The organism is Chloroflexota bacterium (assembly GCA_016875535.1).
Lineage (GTDB): Bacteria > Chloroflexota > Dehalococcoidia > SHYB01 > SHYB01 > VGPF01.
The window spans coordinates 1-18892 of record VGPF01000050.1 but is presented as its reverse complement, the minus strand read 5'-3'; the positions used below and the strand labels follow the sequence as shown (position 1 = coordinate 18892).

The 18892-nt window shown below is 63.4% G+C and carries 18 protein-coding genes and 1 pseudogene; 9 read left to right on the top strand and 10 right to left on the bottom strand.

The features are described from left to right. Positions 1–373: transposase (locus FJ039_11260; GenBank protein MBM4406730.1), on the top strand; the 373-nt coding region annotated here is incomplete at its 5' end. A 26-nt stretch (positions 374–399) separates the two neighbouring features. Here the strand turns inward: FJ039_11260 and FJ039_11255 are convergent. Then, positions 400–831 (bottom strand): hypothetical protein, encoded by a 432-nt coding sequence (locus FJ039_11255; GenBank protein MBM4406729.1) that lies wholly within the window; start codon positions 829–831, stop codon positions 400–402. Between the two features lie 96 nt (positions 832–927). Between FJ039_11255 and FJ039_11250 the strand changes: the two genes are divergently transcribed. Further along, positions 928–1674, top strand: a complete 747-nt coding sequence (locus FJ039_11250) for an SDR family oxidoreductase (protein ID MBM4406728.1) — start codon at positions 928–930, stop codon at positions 1672–1674. 42 nt (positions 1675–1716) lie between these two features. On the opposite strand, the gene FJ039_11245 is transcribed toward FJ039_11250, so the two are convergent. From FJ039_11245 to FJ039_11230, 4 genes are all read right to left on the bottom strand, one after another. Then, complete coding sequence (locus tag FJ039_11245) at positions 1717–2544, bottom strand: hypothetical protein (GenBank protein ID MBM4406727.1); 828 nt, start codon at positions 2542–2544, stop codon at positions 1717–1719. Positions 2545–2565: 21 nt separating this feature from the next. Beyond that, on the bottom strand, positions 2566–3009 hold the full coding sequence (locus FJ039_11240) for a protease inhibitor I42 family protein (protein MBM4406726.1): 444 nt from the start codon (positions 3007–3009) through the stop codon (positions 2566–2568). Positions 3010–3087: 78 nt separating this feature from the next. Continuing rightward, entirely contained in the window at positions 3088–4605 is a 1518-nt protein-coding gene (locus FJ039_11235; protein ID MBM4406725.1) for an MFS transporter, read from the bottom strand. Next, positions 4475–5629: an MFS transporter gene (locus tag FJ039_11230; GenBank protein ID MBM4406724.1), complete on the bottom strand. Its 1155-nt coding sequence runs from the start codon at positions 5627–5629 to the stop codon at positions 4475–4477. Before FJ039_11230 ends, FJ039_11235 begins: the two co-directional genes overlap by 131 nt. Before the next feature lie 331 nt (positions 5630–5960). Between FJ039_11230 and npdG the strand changes: the two genes are divergently transcribed. The 4 genes from npdG to FJ039_11210 all read left to right on the top strand — a co-directional run bounded on the left by npdG (position 5961) and on the right by FJ039_11210 (position 10072). After that, complete coding sequence (npdG, locus tag FJ039_11225) at positions 5961–6614, top strand: NADPH-dependent F420 reductase (protein ID MBM4406723.1); 654 nt, start codon at positions 5961–5963, stop codon at positions 6612–6614. A 96-nt stretch (positions 6615–6710) separates the two neighbouring features. After that, entirely contained in the window at positions 6711–7466 is a 756-nt protein-coding gene (gene cofE, locus FJ039_11220) for a coenzyme F420-0:L-glutamate ligase (protein ID MBM4406722.1), read from the top strand. Beyond that, positions 7450–8442 (top strand): methyltransferase domain-containing protein, encoded by a 993-nt coding sequence (locus FJ039_11215; GenBank protein ID MBM4406721.1) that lies wholly within the window; start codon positions 7450–7452, stop codon positions 8440–8442. Before cofE ends, FJ039_11215 begins: the two co-directional genes overlap by 17 nt. Positions 8443–8623: 181 nt before the next feature. Next, positions 8624–10072, top strand: a complete 1449-nt coding sequence (locus FJ039_11210) for an amidohydrolase (protein MBM4406720.1) — start codon at positions 8624–8626, stop codon at positions 10070–10072. Positions 10073–10408: 336 nt separating this feature from the next. On the opposite strand, the gene FJ039_11205 is transcribed toward FJ039_11210, so the two are convergent. The 3 genes and pseudogenes from FJ039_11205 to FJ039_11195 form a co-directional block, all read right to left on the bottom strand. Next, positions 10409–11191 (bottom strand): hypothetical protein, encoded by a 783-nt coding sequence (locus FJ039_11205; GenBank protein MBM4406719.1) that lies wholly within the window; start codon positions 11189–11191, stop codon positions 10409–10411. Between the two features lie 613 nt (positions 11192–11804). Further along, positions 11805–11918 (bottom strand): annotated as a pseudogene (locus tag FJ039_11200) (chitin-binding protein). Positions 11919–12273: 355 nt separating this feature from the next. Further along, a complete protein-coding gene (locus FJ039_11195) occupies positions 12274–12879 on the bottom strand; it encodes a hypothetical protein (protein MBM4406718.1) in 606 nt (201 codons plus the stop codon). Positions 12880–13134: 255 nt separating this feature from the next. Here FJ039_11195 and FJ039_11190 point away from each other — a divergent pair, with 255 nt between their 5' ends. From FJ039_11190 to FJ039_11180, 3 genes are all read left to right on the top strand, one after another. Further along, complete coding sequence (locus tag FJ039_11190; protein MBM4406717.1) at positions 13135–14199, top strand: MFS transporter; 1065 nt, start codon at positions 13135–13137, stop codon at positions 14197–14199. Further along, positions 14166–14498: a hypothetical protein gene (locus tag FJ039_11185; protein ID MBM4406716.1), complete on the top strand. Its 333-nt coding sequence runs from the start codon at positions 14166–14168 to the stop codon at positions 14496–14498. Before FJ039_11190 ends, FJ039_11185 begins: the two co-directional genes overlap by 34 nt. Positions 14499–14567: 69 nt before the next feature. After that, positions 14568–16013, top strand: a complete 1446-nt coding sequence (locus tag FJ039_11180; protein MBM4406715.1) for a 3-hydroxy-3-methylglutaryl CoA synthase — start codon at positions 14568–14570, stop codon at positions 16011–16013. 25 nt (positions 16014–16038) lie between these two features. Here the strand turns inward: FJ039_11180 and FJ039_11175 are convergent, their stop codons facing one another. Together FJ039_11175 and FJ039_11170 are read right to left on the bottom strand one after the other, a co-directional pair. Then, a complete protein-coding gene (locus FJ039_11175) occupies positions 16039–17142 on the bottom strand; it encodes a hypothetical protein (GenBank protein ID MBM4406714.1) in 1104 nt (367 codons plus the stop codon). Positions 17143–17696: 554 nt separating this feature from the next. Next, positions 17697–18563, bottom strand: coding sequence for a hypothetical protein (locus tag FJ039_11170; protein ID MBM4406713.1), 867 nt, complete (start codon positions 18561–18563; stop codon positions 17697–17699). Positions 18564–18892: the final 329 nt, after the last annotated feature.

Below are 18892 nucleotides of genomic sequence, written 5' to 3'. Positions count from 1 at the left end.
GCTGCGCCAAGGAGTGCGCCAGCACCTTGGCGGCTACGGCGCCGACGTCGCCTCGGGCCTTGTCCTGCGCCATGACCACGGCAGCCAGTACATGAGCGACCACTTCCAAGACGAGCTCCGCTTCCTGCGGATTGCCTCCAGTCCCGCTTTCGTGCGGGAGCCGGAGGGCAATGGCTGCGTGGAGCGGTTCCTCCGCACCCTCAAGGAGCAACTGCTCCGGGTGCGAACCTTTGAGACCGTGGAGGAGCTGCGCCTCGCGCTCCTTGCCTTCAAGGAGCGGTACAACCGGGAGTGGCTCGTCGAGCGCCATCGCTACGCGACGCCAGAGCAAGCACGCCGTCAGTTGCTCGCTTGCCCTGTGGTTGCCGCATGAATACAATCACATCACTGTCCAAGAAATCAGGGGCGGTACAGGGCTAGCTTGACCTTCGTTCCTCTGAACATTGATGTAGCTAACGAAGTGCGTCTGAAGTCTCTGCTCCCTGAAATCTGACTGGATGCGATGTCGGTGAGGTTTATCGCATCGCACGCTGTCACATCGCCCCAAATTGAGCGCTTGAGGATAAGCAATCGTTTGTCCGTGAGGCCGATAGTCTTAAGCTTCATGTAGTACTTCATCCAAACAAACATCACAATGAGGATGAGCATTAATGAGATCCAGCTGTACTCTTCGGGAATCAGAAATGAAATCATCATATTAACTGCCAGGAGGACAAGGGCAGCAGCTAACGAGTTGTTGTATCCCGAGATGTATATTGGGATGCTTTCCTCCGGGAGCGTATAGCGAGCTAAGGACTCCTTGGCCTCTTCATCAGTGAGCACCAAGCGCATAGTCTAATACCCTCCAGGCAAATCTTGGCTGATGTGTGATTCTAATGCGATTTGCCTAATTGCGTTAGTATAGGCGTCACGTCCAGGGGGTTCCGCATGTCCATCCTCACCAACAAAGTCGCCATCGTTGCAGGCAGCAGCCGGGGCATCGGCAAGGCCATCGCCATGGCCTACGCCAAAGAGGGCGCCAAGGTCGCCGTCGTCGCCCGTTCGGAGAGCGAAGGGAAGCTCCCCGGCACCATCTACGCCACCGCCGAGGAGATCACCAAGGCCGGGGGCATCGCCATCGGCGTCCCCACCGATATCACGAGCGAGGAGAGCGTCGCCGCCATGGTGAAGCGCGTGGAGGCCGAGCTCGGCCCGGTGGACATCCTCTGCAACAGCGCCGCCGTCATCTTCTATGAGCGCCTGGCGGAGACCACCCTCAAGCGCTGGAACCTCATCTTCAACGTGAACGTCACCGGCGCCTTCATCCTCACCAAGGCCGTCATCCCGGGGATGGTCGCCCGCAAGAGCGGCGCCATCATCCACCTCACCTCCAGCGGCGCCGTCGGCGCGCGCAAGGGCGGCAACGCCTATGGCTCCACCAAGGCGGCGTTGGAGCGCATGTGCAAGGGCTTTGCCGTGGAGCTGAAAGAGCACAACATCGCCGTCAACTGCCTCGATCCCGGCCCCATCCGCACGGAAGGGGCCGTCCTCACGCGCGGCCCCAGCGCCGATTGGTCCGGCTGGGGCGAATCGGCGGAGGTCATCCCCTCCGCTCTGCACCTGGCCGTCCAGACCCCCGCCTCCATGACCGGCCAGGTCCTCCGCCGCATCGAATACAACGCCAAGAACGCGTAGGGGCGCGGGGCACGCGCCCTGCGGGGCACGCGCCCTCCTCCATCAATCCCGCTCCGGGTTGCTTAGCAAGATCCGCGCCCCGTAGGCCGAGCGCGGGTGGATCGTCAGCCGCGGCACGCGCTCCTTGAGCACCGCCACGCCGCGCGTCAGCAGCTCCTTCCTCGCCGACTCCATATCGTTCACCACCAGGCAGAAGGAGTGGATGCTCGCCCCCTGGCGCGCCAGCACCGCCGTCAGCACCTGGTCGCCCCGCTTGGGGTGCAGCAGAGAGAGCGTCAGGCCGCCCAGCTTGTGCTGCTGCGTCTCGGCATAGTCGCCCTCGTTGAGGTTCCCGGTCACTCTGCCGCCCATCGCCTTGGTGATGACTGCGCTTGCCTCGCGGATATCGTCCACCAGCAGGGAGAACGACCCAACGCCTTGAATGCCGACGGCATTCCTCCCCGGCCGCTCTGCCGCCTTCGGCTCCAGCCGCCGGATCACCGCCTCCGGCGCAAGGTCCGTGAACTCCCACACCATCTCGTGCATCCCGCGGATCTCCACGGCAAGGTAGTTCGCCCGCTCCGCGACGACCCTCTTGATGTGCGGCTTGAGCGCGCGACCTAGGGCCTTCACCTCTTCAACCGTGAAACACATGGAAGGGAAGTAGCCGCCGTAGCGCTCGATATACTCCCCCACGGTCCCGCCTGCAGGCTGCACCGGCACCACCTCCACGTAGAAATGGCCGATGCGGATCACCTGCGACTCCCGCCTGTGGGGCTCCAGCCGCGCGCGGAAGCCCTCCGCGATATCGAACATGCGGAGGTAGAGCGCCGCCGTGGCCGCAACATCGGCGGTGGCGTGGGTCATGAAGAGCGCGCGACGGATGCTCATGGCCTCTCTTGCCCTGTTCCCTTACTCGATGACCACATCGAGGGTCTGCACCCTGGCCGGCGGCGAGTTCGGCTCGAAGGGGCGCACATACTCAAGCATGATGGCCGTCCGACCCTTCGCCACAGCCTTGAACGTCCAGGCCTCCCTGCCCCCTGCGCCGATCAGCGGCGTTGCGGGCGGCTCGTAGATGGAGCCCACCAGCGTCACGAGCCGCTCATCCGGCGGGCGGGCAAGCCGCCAGCTATAGCCCGTCGTCCTGTTGGAATCCAGGCGGAAGGTGAACTGCTCACCCGCCTTAGCCTGGAGCGTGACGGTCGGCAGGGCGGTCGTCTGTGGCGAAAGGGTGGCCGTCGGCGTAGGCGAGACCGTCGGCACGGCCGTTGCCGTCGGCGGCTCCTCCTCGGAGCAGGCCGTCATTACCGTCATCGCGATACCCAGCAGCGGAACGATCAGTCTCCTGCTCATGGCCCTTCCCCTCCTTGCTCCACTTCCAAATCTATCCGAAGATCTGTGCCATCTGAGGAAAAAACCTCCCCGCCCCGCTCACGCCGCCAGCGTGCTCCCCTGGGGCCGCTGGGGCTTCTTGGCCCAGAACATCAGGAGCATGCTCACCATAGCGCAGCCGATGAAGCTGTAGAAGGCGATATCGTAGCTTCCCGTCGAATCGAAGATCTCGCCCGCATAGACCGCGCCCAGCAGCGCGCCGCTCGTCACCAGGAACGTGGAGGCCCCGCTGATGCGCCCAAAGGCCTTCCGCCCGAAGTAATCGGCCCGCAGGGCCAGCATCATGCTCGCGCCGCTGCCGCCCCACGCGATGGCGTAGAGCACGATGAAGAGGTAGAGGTGCCACATCTCCGTCGCCATTACGATCACCACCATGGAGGCTCCAAGGAGTCCTCCCATCAGACCGATGACCACGTTCTTGGGGTACTTGTCCGCAACGGCCCCTGCGATCAGCCGCGCCGAAATCATCACCACGCCGAAGATGCCGAGGAGCGAAGCCCCTGCGCTCTCCGAAAAGCCCTTGGATTTCACCATTGGGATCATCTGTGACGTCATAGCCAGCAGCACAAAGCCTCGAAGCATAAAGGAGCCGGACACCAGCCAGAAGGTCCTTGTGCGAAGGACCTCCCGGAACGTGAAGCCCTCTTGCCGCGACCGCGCCAGCGCCTCTTTGTCTTCCTTCGCCACCGGCGCGCCGTCCGGCAGCTGGCCGTAGTCCTCCGGCCTGGGCCGCACGATGAGCGCCAGCGCCGTCCCCGCCACCCATACCGTCACCGCGATGACCACTGCCGCCGTCCGCCATCCATGCTCGTCAATCACCCACTGGATGGGCCGCACCACAAAGCCGCCCAGCCCGTAACCGCACATCGCGATAGCCAGCGCGATGCTCCGCCGCTTGAAGAACCAGTTGGCGATGGCGCTGTTCGGCGGCAGGAAGGTCGCGGCATTCACGAATGCGGCGATGAAGACGACATAAAAGATGCCGAGGACGAGGATGGACTGGGCCGTGCTCAGGAGGAGGAAGCCGAGCCCGAGCGCCGCCACACCGAACAGCATCAGCCTCCGCGGGCCGACCTTATCCAGGAAGTAGCCGAAGATGGGGCCCGTCACTGCCTCTGAGAAGGTGCCGATGGAAATCATCAGCGCCATGGCGCCGCGGGTTACCCCGAACTCCCGCTCCAGCGGCAGGAAGAAGGCCGTGAAGCCGAGGGTGTACGTCCCGCCTGCGATGGCCGCAACGCCCAGCGCCGCCAGGACGATCCACCAGCCGTAGAAGATGCGAACGCCCAAGATGCGGACGCCCGGCTGCGCCGGTGCTTGCTCTTGGGCTGGTGTGGTCAAAGCTCTGCTTCTGCGCCTTGGGTGCGGCTGAGGCGGCATCCTGTGGAGAGGGCGCAGGCGAGAATAGCATGGCCCCTGGGGAGCGTCAAAGCGATTTCGTCGTAACCGCCTCCGGCGGCAGCGCGGGCCGCTGGGCGCCGATGATGGCAAAGGTCGCCAGCACCACCGCGCCCACAAAGGTGTAGAGCGCGATGGTGTACGTCCCCGTCGCGTCATGCACTTGCCCGGCGAAGATCGTCCCCATCAGCGTCAGCCCCGCCACCGCCAGCTGCATCGCGCCTGTGATCTTCCCCAGGTGCCTTCGCCCGAAGTACTCCGCCCGGATCGCCTGGACCATCCCGCCGCCGCTTCCTCCCCAGGCGAAGCCGTAGAGCGCCGCCGCGACCCGCATCTGCCAGAGCTCAGACCAGACGGCGAACATCACCAGCGCCGCGATCAGGAAGCCGCCTGAAATGCCGACGAGGAGGTTCTTGGAGTAGTGGTCGCCCAAATAGCCGACGATGAGCCGCCCCGTGACGGCCATGAGGCCGAAGATGGTGAGCAGCCCCGCCGCCGTCTGCTCTGTGATCCCCTTGGTCACCATCATGGGGATGAAGTGGAAGCCCAGGGCCGCCACCGCGAAGTCCCGGAGCGCAAAGGTGAGCGTGATCCGCCAGAAGGCCTGGGTGCGCACCGCGTCCCGCACGGTGAAGCCTTCCACCTCTCGCTGGAACTGCCGCTCCTCGCCGGGCGTGCCGCTCCGCCTCGCCTCGCCGTCCGGCAGGTAGCCGTACCGCTCCGGACGGCCGCGAAAGAGCATAGCGAGCGGATAGCCCGCGCCGAAGAGGATGCAGCCCAGGACGACCGCCGCCGTCCGCCACCCGTACTGGTCAATAAGGAACTGGTCCAGCCTGACCACCACGCCGCCCAGCGCAAAGCCGCTGGCCGCGATCGCCAGGGCCAGGCCGCGCTTCCGCACGAACCAGTAGGCCACGGCGTTCGTGGGGCACAGGGCGAAGCCGGCGTAACAGCCGATGGCCACCGGTATCGCCAGGTAGCAGGCGAAGGCGATGGGCGATTGGGCTGTGCTCAGCAGGATGAAGCCCGCGCCGCCGGTGGTGACGCAGGCCGCCATCACCTTCTGCGCCCCGTAGCGGTCCACCGCATGTCCCATGAACGGGCCGGTCACCGCCTCAACGATGATAGCTGCCGAAATGATGAACGAAAGCTGTCCGTGGCTCAGGTCGAACTCACGCTCCACGGGAAGGAAGAAGGAGGTGAACCCCTGTTAGTAGAAGCCCGCGGCCAGGGCTCCGGCCACCGTCGCGCCCAAGGCCATCCACCATCCGTAAAAGATCGGGCGGCCGAAGATGCGCACACCCGCTTGGGGCGGCGCTGGATCGTGCGTAGTCGTAACGGCGGCCTTTCGCGCAAAAGGCGGAGGGGGTTCTGTGTTGACGGGGGAAGCATAGCATCGCCCCTTTCGGCGGGTCAAAAGCTCCCGGCGTTGCGCGTGGACACCCCCAGGTGCCGCATATACAATGGAGCGGCGGTCACCCACACCCGGAGAGCAAGGAGCGTTCCGTCACGCCATGCACCACACCATCGCCTTCATCGGCGGCACCGGCCCGGAGGGCCTGGGCCTGGCCGTCCGCTTCGCCCACGCCGGCGATACCGTCATCATCGGCTCCCGCAAGATTGAGCGCGCCCAGGAGGCCGCCGAGACCATCAAGAAGTCCGTCCCCCACGCCAAGGCCCAGGGCATGGAGAACGATGCCGCCGCCCGCGCCGCCGATATCGTCATGATCACCGTCCCCTTCTCCGGCCAGAAGGACACCTTGGAGCAGCTGCGCGAGGCCATCGGCGAGAAGATCGTCGTGGACACCGTCGTTCCGCTCCAGTTCGAAAAGGGGAAGATCCGTGCCCTCATCCTGGAGGAGGGCTCCGCCACCCAGCAGGCGCAGAAGCTCCTTCCCAACGCCAAAGTCGTCGGCGCCTTCCACAACCTCAGCGCCCATGACCTGGCCAAGGTGGATCACGATATGGGGTCGGACGTTGTCGTCTGCGGCGATCACCCGGAGGCGAAGAAAACCGTCATGGCCCTGGCCCACAAGATCAAGGGCGTCCGCGCCGTGGATGCCGGTGGCCTGGAGACCGCCCGCTACATCGAGGACATCACCGCCCTGCTGCTCAACATCAACAAGATCTACAAGGCCCACTCCAGCATCAAGATCGTCGGCGTCTAACCTCCGCTCGCACGTCTCTATCTGTGTCATCCGAGCATAAATCTATCCGATAATCTGTGTAATCTGTGGATATACCTCTGAGGACTCCCCATTCCTATGCCTCCTGAGATCCGCATCATCGGCATCGAAGGCCTCCCCGAGATCCGCCCCGGCGATCCGCTCGCCAAGATGCTCGTGGATGCCGCCAAGCGCCAGAAGACGCCCCCCCAGAGCGGCGATATCCTCGTCATCACCCAAAAGGTCGTCTCCAAGGCCGAGGGCCGCCTCGTCAAGCTGGAGGATATCGAACCCTCCGGCTTCGCCAAATCCATCGCCGCCACCTACCAGAAAGACCCCCGCCAGATGGAGCTCATCCTCCGGGAGAGCAAGCGCATCGTCCGCATGGACATGGGCATCCTCATCACGGAGACCAAGCACGGCTTCATCTGCGCCAACGGCGGCATAGACACCTCCAATCTGGAGACCTCCGGCTACGCCGCCCTCCTCCCGGAGGACTCGGACAAGTCCGCCCTCGCCATCAAGCGCGCCGTGAAGCGGCTCGCCGATGCCGAAGTCGCCGTCATCATCTCGGACACCTTCGGCCGCCCCTGGCGCGAGGGCTGCACCAACGTCGCCATCGGCGTCGCCGGCATCCTCCCCCTGATTGATTATCGGGGGCAGAAGGACCCCACCGGCTATCTCATGCGCGCCAGCATCCTGGCCGTGGCCGATGAGCTCGCCTCCGCCACCGAGCCCATCATGGGCAAGCTCAACCGCATCCCGGCCGCCATCGTCCGCGGCTACGATTACCCCAAAGGAAACGGCACCTCCCGCTCCCTCGTCCGCGATCCCACGCATGACATGTTCCGGTAGCGAGAGTCCGAGCACTCTTTTCCCTCGATGGGAGAGATCCTGTGTTGAGTCTGCCGAAGCGAACTCGAGCGCAGCCCGAGAGGAGAGGGTGACGATACAAATGCCCACCCCCGCCAAACCCTGGGCCGCAAGCGCATACGACCGCTCCTTCTCCTTCGTCGCCAACTATGGCCGCGATCTCTTGCCCCTGCTGGAGGCCAAGCCCGGCGAGCGCATCCTCGATCTCGGCTGCGGCACCGGCACGCTCACCGCTGAGATCGCCGCATCCGGCGCGAAGGTCATCGGCCTCGATGCCGATGCCGCCATGCTCAAAGCCGCGCGCAAGGCCCATCCCGGCATCACCTTCCTCAAGGGCGATGCCCAGAGCCTCGCCCTTACCATGCGCCAACTTGCTGAGGCGCAGCTCTCCTCTTTCACACCTCTCCCTCGGCGGGAGAGGAACTCGCATAGCGAGAGGAGAGGGGGATCGACCGTCCTACCCGAGGACGGCCCCTTCGACGCCGTCTTCTCCAACGCCGCGCTCCACTGGATGCTCAGGCCCAGGGCCGTCGTGCGCGGCGTCGCCCGGGCGCTCAAGCCCGGCGGCCGCTTCGTGGCCGAGATGGGCGGCTACCGCAACATCGGCGCGATAGCCGAGGCCTCCATTGCCGCCCTGCGCAGGGAGGGCATCCGCGCCAAGGTCTCCGACTTCTGGTACTTCCCCACGGTTGGGGAGTACACATCGCTCCTGGAATCGGAGGGCTTCACCGTGCGCTTCGCCGCCTACTTCGACCGCATGACTCCCCTGGAAGGAGGCCGCGACGGCATGCGCCGGTGGCTCCAGATCTTAGGCACGCCGCTGCTGGACCGCGCGCCCGCAGGCCGCAGAGAGGCCGTCATCGCCGCTGTCGAGCGCGCCACCCGCGCCGAGCTCCTCTTCGATGGCCGGTGGCACGCCGATTACCGCCGCCTGCGCTTTGTGGCGGTGAAGGGCTGACCCACTGCTATTTCCTCTCCCCACCGTGCTCCCGGCGGTTCCTGACGTGCTCTCATCCCCCCTCTTACACGCTGTCTCCATCAGTGGCATCCGTGAACGATGCCCTTTCCTTCCTCGATTCACTTGACGACCCGCGCTACAATTTTGCCACTTGTTCCCCAGGAAGCAGTTGGAGGCCATCATGCCCCGTGCAACGCTGTCCCATTCCGCCAAGATCCGCGCCAAGCTCAACCACCCCGTCGTGGACTCCGATGGCCACCTCTTCGAGCTGATGCCTGTCTTCCTCGACTATCTGAAGGATGTCGGCGGCGGCGATATGGTGAAGCGCTACACAGGTCGCGCCGAGATGCGGCGCTTCGCCTCCCTCTCCTTCGCCGAGCGCATGGATGAAGGCGCGGCCCTCTACCCCTGGTGGGTCATCCCCACGCGCAACACCCTGGATCGCGCCACCGCCTCGCTTCCCAAGCTCCTCAATGCGCGCATGGACGAGATGGGGCTCGATTTCTGCGTCCTCTACCCCACCATCGGCACGGACTTCCATGAGATACGCGATGCCGAAGTTCGGCAGGCTGCCTGCCGCGCCCTCAACCGGTACCTTGCCGATCTCTACGGCCCCTATAGCTACCGCATGACGCCCGCGGCGGCCATACCCATGCATACGCCCCAGGAGGCCATCGCCGAGATGGAGTTCGTGACCAAAAAGCTGAAGCTCAAGGCGGCGATGATCGGCGGCTGGGTGCGCCGTCCCATCCCCAAGCCCCACCGGGAGAACAGCAAGCTCGATGGTTATGCCGATGATGTGGACACCTTCGGCGTGGACAGCCCGTACGATTACGACCCCGTCTGGGCCAAGTCCATCGAGCTTGGCCTGGCCTTCGGCGCCCACGGCGGCGGCATGGGCATCGGCTTCCGGCGCTCCCGGTGGAACTACATGTTCAACCACATCGGCCACTTCGCCGAAGGGGGTCAGGCCTTCTGCAAGTCCCTCTTCTTCAGCGGCGTTACCCGGCGCTTCCCCAAGTTCAAGGTCGCCCTGCTGGAGTGCGGCGTCGGCTGGGGGAGCGATGTCTATGCCGGCATCGTCTCCCGGTGGAAGAAGCGCAACGCCAAGGCCGTCCACAACATGGACCCGGCCATGCTCGATCGGGAGCGCTACGTGGACCTCCTGGCCCGCTACGCCGAAGGACGCATCGCCGACCGGCTGGAAGATATCAGCGCCTCCATCACCAGAGGCCAGACGCCTCCCGATGGCAACCCGGACGATTGGTCGCGCTGCAACGTCCGCCGCGCCGAGGATATCCGCGACCTCTTCATCCCCCACTTCTACTTCGGCTGCGAGGCGGACGACGCCATGAACTCCATCGCCTTCAACACCAAGGTCAACCCCTTCGGCGCGCGGCTCAACGCCATGCTCAGCTCCGATATCGGCCACTGGGACGTCCCCGATATGCGCGAGGTACTAGCCGAAGCCTGGGAGCTGGTGGAGGACGACCACATCACTGAGCGCGACTTCCGTGACTTCGTCTTCGGCAACCCGGTGGGGCTCTATGGAAGCCTTAACCCGGACTTCTTCAAGGGCACCATTGTGGAGAAGGCCGCCGCCAAACAGCTTGCCTCCTCGCGCAGATAGGTGCGCATCCTTCGCTGCAGGAGGAATCCCTCTCCGGAAATGCAAGAGGAGCGGCGGATGCCGCTCCTCTTGGCCCCCTCACCGATCTTGTGCTTCGCCTCTATGCGCGGTGTACCGCCGGCGCGCTGGGACGAATCCCTGGCGCCGCCTGCACGAACGCCGCGCTGAAGCGGATGATTCGATCGAATCCCTTACCCAGCGATCTTTCACTCTTTGCCGTCTCGTCGTCTGCCACCCATTGCAGCATCGCGCAAGCCCCCTTCGCGAATCGTTCTGTGTGGCTGGTAAACCGGATGCGCGGCCCCCTGGCCGCGCATCGTTGCTCATATCTGCGTGCTATCTCCGGGCGCTGGCCGCGGTGCTCGTCACGTTCCCCAGGTTCTTTCGATGCTCTTCCGCTTTCTTGCGGGCCTCTTCGGCGCGCTGCCTCGCCTGCTCCTGGAGCTGCTTGACCTTCGCCTCAACCTCGGCCTTCTTTGCCTCACGCTCTTTCAGCTGGGCGGCCTTCTTGGTCTCAAGCTCCCGCTGCTTTTCAGCGCGTTCCTTCTCCTGCTCAAGCCGCTTTCCCTCGCGCTCGTCTTCCTTGTCCTTCCGCTCGTTGACCACGATGACCCACTTCGCGACGCCGTTCACCGTGATGATGATGACCCGATCGCCGATCTCGATATTGCGGAAGTGCTTGCGGAACTCCTCCAGGTGCGCATCCGCGTCCGGGCGGAAGGCGTAGACCACAGGGTCGCCGCCGCCGTTCGGCTTGATCTGGAGCTCGTTATCGCCGATGCGCAGCACAGTGCCGGGATGCGCGCCGACGATGAGCCGCTCATTGGCCGCCGTGAGGAAGCGCAGCTCCGCCCCGGTGAACTTGTCAAAGTCGCCACGGGCCGCCTGGCGGAAGATGTGCGCCCACCAGCGCGGGTGCATCTCATCCCGGTCAGGGCGCGTCGGCGCCGGGGTGGCCGTCGGCGGAGCCGTTGTCGGCGCGGGCGTTGGCGTATTGCTCTGCGGCGTGCTGGTGGTGCTCTGGGCGCCGGCCGTCAGCGTGGTCCCGATGAGCGAGCCCACCACCGCGATCGCCGTTCCGAACAGAAGAGCCTTTCTCAGGATCGAAGCCTTCCACATGATGTGAACCCTCCGTAGGTTGCGTTGGTTGTCGTTGTTGTCTCTTGCGCGCATTCACTAGCTACAACGCGATGCCCTTACGGGGGTTAGCTCTCTATCTGGAAGGCCCAACCTTTCTCATAGGTTTCCAAGGCAAAAGAGAAGGGCCTCTCGATATAATATCGAGAGGCCCTTTGACTATTGAGGTCTTGGAGAAGGGTTAGGCGTTCGGGCGAGCTGTCGGCGCGGGAGTCTGCCTGGCCGGGGGGCCGCTGGGGCGCTGGCTCCGGCGCTCTTCGATCTTCTTCCGCATCTCGTCCATCCTCTGCTTCGCCTCATCCCTCTTCTTCTGGATGTCGGCCTGGCTGGGAACCTTCACGATCATCTTTGCCGCGCCGTCCAGTGTCGTCACGATAACCTGGTCGCCCGCCTTCAGGGCGCCGAGGAGCCTTGCCACCCTGGGCGCATTGGCCGTATCAAAGGTGAACTCTTTGTTGGCGGAGCCGTCGTTCGGATTCACGGTGACCTTGCTGCCGCTGACGCTTACTACTGTGCCGGGGATCGTGGCGGCGGTGTGGACCTTGCCATCGGCACCCTTGTGACGGTGCTCGCCGCCGAGGAGATTCGGGAAGCTGCCGGGGCCGCCAGGACCGCCCGGCCCGCGATGACGCCCGGGGGCGCCCTTGAACGGCCCGTGGCCGGGTGGGCCCGTCCGCGGGCCGCCTGGGCCGGGACGCTGGGGCGCAGGCGTCGCATTCGGGGTCGGCGTCTGCGTTGAGCCGCCGCTGCTCTGGGCATTGGCGATGAGTGTGCCGCCGGCGATTGACCCAGCCAGCGCTACACCAAGTCCCGCAAGCGCGATCTTCTTCGTCTTGCCCTGCATCTTCATCGCAATCTCCCTCGAGCAGTCCGATGCTCACTTCGTTTCACCACGGATTATATGCTTTCTCCTCCCCCTGGGAAGAGAGGAAAGCCAAAGTCTAAGGGAATTGAAAAATTTCAAAGAATCGCTCGGCGATGATAGAGGCCCCTCCGGTCACCCGGAGGGGCCTCGCTGAACCAGCCGACTGCGCTATCCAGAGGGGGATCAGGATAGGCGGCAGTTAAACGTTAGTTCCTGTGTTGGTTGCGCCGCTGTTGCCGCGATTGCTCCGGCGCTCTTCCATCTTCTTCCGCATCTCATCGGCGCGCTCCTTGGCCTTGTCCACGCGCTCCTTGATCTCGTCTGCGCTGGGGCGCTGCGGCGCCTTGTGGATGCTCTTGGCCGCGCCGTCCAGGGTTCTCACCACAACCTTATCGCCCTCTTTGAGACTCGTGATGTGGCCCGCCAGGCGCTGGTTATCGGTGGTGGTGAAGGTGAAGCTCTTGTTGGCGGAGCCGTCGTTCGGCTTCACCACAACCGTGGAGCCGCTGACGCTCACCACGGCGCCGGGGATCGTGGCCACCGTATGCACTTTGCCGTCCGCATCCTTGTACCGGCGCTCGCCGCCCAGTTGGTTCTCGAACGCGATCTTGGGGCGGTTATCATCGCCGGGCCGACCTGGGCGCTCCTGGCGCTGCTGCTGCCCCTGGGCGCCGCCGCCCTGGTTCGGCGCGGGCGTGGAGCCGCCGGAGCTCTGGGCGCTCGCCACCAGCGTGGTGCCGAGGATCGTCCCCACCATCGCGACGCCAAGACCGACCATCGTTATCTTCTTTATCGTGCTGTTCATCTGCGCGTCCCTCCTAAGATGTTGTGCGGGTCTTTGCGACCCTTGCACTAGGTGAAACGCCTCATACTTGGGAGGGAAAGGCCGATCTTCTCGACTCAAATGGAGTTGAAATCTTTGAGCTTTCTTTGAAGCACCCCCGGGTGTTGCCGGAGGCGAACTAGCCGCCGCCGGATGCAGGGCCTACCATAGAAGGCCCCACAATTTCCCGCGCCCTCTCTTTGCAGCGCTTTGGAGACCCTACGTGCGAGCTGTTTCATGGGCGTAACAAGGCGTCAGGTCGCCGTCTTCGGCGTTGTGGCCTTCGCCCTCTTCATGGCCTCCATGGATGGCACCATCGTCTCCGTGGGCCTCTCCAAGATGCAGGAGGACCTGGATACCACCCTGGCCCTCATCGGTTGGACCCTCACCGGCTACATGCTTACCCAGGTGGTGGCCCTGCCCGCCGCAGGCAAGCTCAGCGATGAGCTGGGGCGCAAGCGGCTCTTCCTCCGGTCGGTCGTGCTCTTCACCGTCAGCTCCCTGGCCGCAGGCTTCGCCCCTAACGTCTACGTTCTCATCATATTTCGCGTTCTGCAGGCCATCGGCAGCGCCGCCTTCATGCCCGCCGCCATAGGCATCCTGGGAGAGACCTTCGCGGAGCGGCGGCAGATGGCCATCGGCCTCTTCGCCAGCACCTTCCCCATCGGCGGCCTGGTAGGCCCGAACGTCGGCGGGGCCATCGTGGACCATCTCTCCTGGCGGTGGATGTTCTTCGTCAACCTGCCCATCGGCGGGCTGCTCATCTATCTCGGCTTGAAGTTCCTGCCGCCCAGCAAGCCCCAAGCCACGGGCAAAGCCCTGGATAAGCTGGGCATGTTTCTCTTTGGGTCAGGGATGGTCCTTGGGCTCACGGGCCTTACCAACTGGGCCAACAACCCCCACGATGTGACCTCCCTGAGCGTATGGGTCCTCGTCGGCCTCGGCCTGGCCTGCCTTGGAGCCTTCCTCTGGCATGAGAACCGCGCGAAGAACCCCATGGTGGAGCTGCAGCTCCTTCGCAGCACGCCCTTCCTTGCCGCGAATCTCTACAGTTTCCTCTTCGGCGCGTGCGTCTTCGGCTTCTTCTCCATCATTCCCTATTACGCCATCCACGGCTTCGGCGTATTTGCCTCGGAAAGCGGTCTGATCCTCACGCCGCGCTCCGCCTTTTCCATCGTCCTGGCCGCCGTCTCGGCCCTCTCTTCATATTCGCCAGCCTCCTCCTTCTGGGCCTCGGCCTTCGTGATGTCCACATCTTCGGCGCCCGGATGCCTGATGCGCTCCTTCTCTCCCTCATCATGATGCTCGCGGGCATCGGCATCCTGAACCCCGCCGCGCAGAACGCCTCCATTGATATCAACCCGGAGAAGATCGGCGCCATCTCCGGCCTGCGCGGCATGTTCAGCAACACCGGCGGCATCCTGGGCACCACGGGCATCATCCTTGCCCTCAGCCACTTCGATGACAAAGTGGCGGGTCTGGAGCACATCTTCTTCGCCATGGCCTTCATCCTGCTTCTCAGCATCCCTCTGGTCTTGCTCATCCCGGAGCGTGTGAACAGGCCGCCTGCGGCCAAGGCGGGCGCGCCGCCTACCGTATGAGCCGCTGCCCATGCAGACGCTCCTGTGTGGTATAGTTTTCAAGCCCTGATTCTCCCTGGAGGTCTTTCTATGGCTGGCATCCGCTCGTACGGCGCGTATATCCCCAAGTGGCGGCTCGGCAAAGAGACGAAAGGCTGGGGCGGCGCCGGCGAAAAGGCGATCGCGAACTTCGATGAGGATAGCGTCACACTGGCCATCGCCGCGGCGACCGATTGCTTGACCGGGATAGACCGCAAGGAGATAGACGGCGTCATCTTCGCCACCACAAGTGCGCCCTTCGCGGAAGGCCAGGGGGCGGCCACCATCGCCACCGCCCTTGACCTGCGGACGGATATCTTCACGACGGATACCACGAACGTCCTTCGCGCCGGCACCACCGCCCTGCGCACGGCTCTGGATTCGGTGAAGAGCGGCTCCGCCAAGAACGTCCTCGTTCTCGCCGCCGATGTGCGCCTGGCCCCGCCAAAGAGCGATACGGAGCGCTCCATAGGCGATGGGGCCGCCGCGCTCCTCGTCAGCAGCAGCCATGTTCTGGCCGAGATCGAAGGATGGCACTCCATCAGCGAGCGCATGGTGGACATCTGGCGCTCCGCCAACGACCCCTTTGTCCACACCGGCGAAGACCGCTTCATCGCCGATGAAGGCTATCTCCGACTCATGCCCGCCGCCGTGAAGCAGGCCCTGGCGAATGCCAAGGCCACGCCCAAGGACATCGCCAAGGCGGCCTACTACAGCGCCAACTCGCGCCTCCATGTGGAGATGTCCCGCAAGCTCGGCCTGGCGGCGGAGCAGGTGCAGGACCCCCTCTACGGCAAAGTGGGCAGCGCGGGGGCGGCCTTCGCCCTCATGCTCCTGGTGGGCGCGCTGGAAGAGGCCAAGCCCGGCGACCGCATCCTCCTGGCCGGCTACGGCGATGGCGCGGACGCCGCCGTGATCAAAGCGACGCCTGCGATGGCCGACAAGCCCAAGCGGCGCGGCATCAAGACCCACGTTGAGAGCAAAGCTGTTGCCGACGATTATGACGGCATGCTCCAGTGGCGCGAGTTGTTAGCTAAGGAACCGGCCCGCCGCCCGCCGCCGCAGCCCATGTCCGTCCAGGCCCTCTGGCGCGACCAGGAGGCCAACCTGAAGCTCTACGGCTCCAAGTGCAAGGCCTGCGGCACCGTCCAGTACCCGCCCCAGCGCATCTGCACCCGGTGCAACGCCAAGGACCAGATGGACGATATCCGCCTGGCCGATACCCGGGGCGAGATCTTCACATACTCCATGGACTATGTGGCCGGCACGCCGGATGTGCCCCTGGTGGTCACCGTGATCAACTTCAAAGGCGGCGGGCGCATCCTCTGCATGCTGACGGACCGGGTAGTGAAGGATGTGCGCATCGGCCTGCCGGTGGAGATGACCTTCCGCAAGGTAGGCATCTTCCGCGATGGCATCCATAACTACTTCTGGAAGGCCCAGCCCATCCGTGAAGTGACGGCCGCCGCCGCGCAGCCCGTAGCCGCCAAGGCGTAAGTCCGCCCCGTGGCCGGCTGATAGGCTACTTAAGCGCTACATGCACCGTCTGGATCTTCGGCACGATCTTTTCGACCAGTATCTCGGCGTTCTTATCGGGCCGGAGCGTGAGGACGAAGCGGATCGCCTCCGTGGGCACCGGGTTCACGCCGCGCATGCTCACCACGAGCCGCCCCTGTTCGCCCGCCTCAAAGACCGCGTCGCCATCATTCTTGCCGGGCTGGGAGAAGGACCAGGCCAGGTTATGAACCAGCTGGAACTCATCATGGTAGGAGACGATGAACCGGTTCGAAAGGGTTGTCTCGTCGCTCCATAGCCCGTCGCTGTCCGTGTCCGTCGTCGGCGTCACGTCTATGGGGTTCCCGCCCAGCTCCTGAAGTGGGATGATGACCTCCTGCACCTCATCGGGCGCTTCAAAGAGATCGGCGCGGAGGACAACGGCCCCTGGGTCGCTGATGGCGCCGATGGCGATGCAGTCCACGTCCGCCAGGGAGCCCGTGGCCCCCAGCAGCTGTGCGCTCGCCCTACGCCATTCGTCTTGCGGCAGAGAGGTCAGCGGGAAGGTGCCGAGGAGCGTGCCGCAAGAGCCGCCGGTATCGTTGTACAGCATCAGGGAGAGGACGCCCGCGTTGAGCGCCGTGTCCGATTTCAGCCGCAGGACCATCGTGTAATAGTCCGAGACATCCACTCCGGAGGAGAGGTGCTTACGCGCGATGTAGCCTGTAGTGAAGCCCGCGCTGACCGTAAGCTTCAGGCTCCCCAGGCCCTCCTGGTAGTCCGTCGTATCCGTCGTCGCCGTCACACTTGCCGCCGCCGTCCACCCTGACTCCGCGGAATCAATGGCAAAGCCCACCACAGTTGTTCCCATGACACGCCCGGAGATGGCGAGGCTTGACTGCGAACGCCGGAGGCCTTCATAGATCGCCTGTTTGCTCTTGTCCACCGCGTTTACCCCTGAGCTGAGCATGGTGTAGGCAAGAACAGAGCCGACGACGACAAAGGCGATGAGGACGATGGCCGTGCTGAGGCCGGCCAAGCCCTCTTGGCCCTTCCGATGGCTCGGCGTCCGCCAACGATCACTAGGCGCGCTTCTCTTGTTTACAGCCCATTTCACGGTGTGGGTTTCCACTACCTAAGAAAGTTGTGAGAATCCTTGCTTTATAGGGTATGCCACTTCTGTTGGATGGGCATGGGGGCAGACCACCAACGGCGGCGATGGCAGACCTCCATGCGGTGGTACACTAACAAGAGGCGTGCACCCGGAGGCGCGCCAGGGCGAAGCGCTAGCGAGGCGGCGCCCGGCGACACACTATCTCCGGAGCGGGCGCAAAGGAATGTGAGCAGGGGTGAACCCTTACTCACGCCGTCTGTTCCCCTCGACGGGCGACACGCCCGTTCACAAAGAGGACCGGCTATCCGCCGGGTCCTGGCCGGACTCGCGCGCCCGGCCCCGCCTGAGTTTGGAGCTTTTGGTTCGACTGATACCCCATCGCCACTAGTGCGAAGTGACGCAGGGAGGATGCCCCGATGCATCGGGCCTGTCTACGCACTCACCAACACTTTACCGCCACCGCCTCCGATCCGCTGAGCTAGAGTCTCTTGGCCAAGGCTCTAGTCATATGATACTACATAGGTGTCAAGTGGGAGGTTGCGCATGGGTCGCAATGACTTCGCATGTTCAATTCACCTCTTTTGGATCCCTAGGCTTCGATGGAACGCCCGATGGATTTGAAATTGCTTCTGTCGTTCAAATTGATCCTTAAACCTGGCCGATTTATTTATCATCATCAAGGCCTGCTCTGGTGTTAAAGCATATTCATAGGTACCATCGCCTCGTGCCACGCCCAAGAAATTTGCTTCTACCAGGAAGCGTAGGGCAGCACTAATGTCTTTAACGAGAACCCCACCCTCTTCAAGGGTCTTCATCAGCTCATCATACCTGTATGTTGCTGGCTCTCCCGAAAAGGCGAGTAGGAGACCTGTCATCTCTGGGATGAAAGGTTGCCATTCAGCCGTTAGTGACTGAACCACGTACTCTGAGTATTCGGTCATTGCGCTTTCAAAATCCAATCTCGAGACCCGCATTGAATCCCGCCAGACAGCCGGCTCAAACGCCTTTTTGAAGTAGACAAGAATATCGCGTGGCCTGAAAAGCACATCCCGCTCAATCAAGCCAGTAAGTGATTTTGGGGAGAAGTCGATGTCAAGTAAATCGCTCCAATTCAGGCCCTTGCTTTCAGTGTTGGAGAGGCTTGATTGGATTCTTCTGTTTACGACGGTCAGGAGCGAGTTAACGTCGCCCCAAGAAAGGGTCTCATGCAAGAGCTTGTCGGGTTCCTTTGCTCTTTCAAGTAAGGTTCGAAAAATGTCGCTTCTCACAAAGACTACATAAGATACTGCCTCGGGTTTCCCGCGTTCAGATGAGAATTGGTTGATTTCTCTCCACGATTCCCTTGCTGATGAGAGTAAGGCAAGCAGCACATCGGCTAACAACGCCTGATCCTCTGCTTCCCCCCAATTTCCATCTAAGCCATCTACAATAATCGTCAAGCGATTGGCCTGTGACACTACATAGGCATTTATCAAATTCCTAACAGTCCGTAGTGCCTTCGTATGAAGCGTCTCAATGATCGCTTGTTCTGGCACGGATCCACTAGCGACTACATGCTCTTTTTGATTCTCGAGTATTTTAACAAGCCTACTGGGGAACGACAGTTCCCAGAGCCCTGGATCAACCGACGTATATTCCCGTATCTGTGCCTCGACTGGGGTAAGTGTGGTGACCTGCCCCCAGACTTTGTACCACTCGCTATATTAGTCCGGCGGAACTGCTGAACGCCAGTCGTGGCAACATCGCCTCAGGCGCTGGCGGGCGGTAG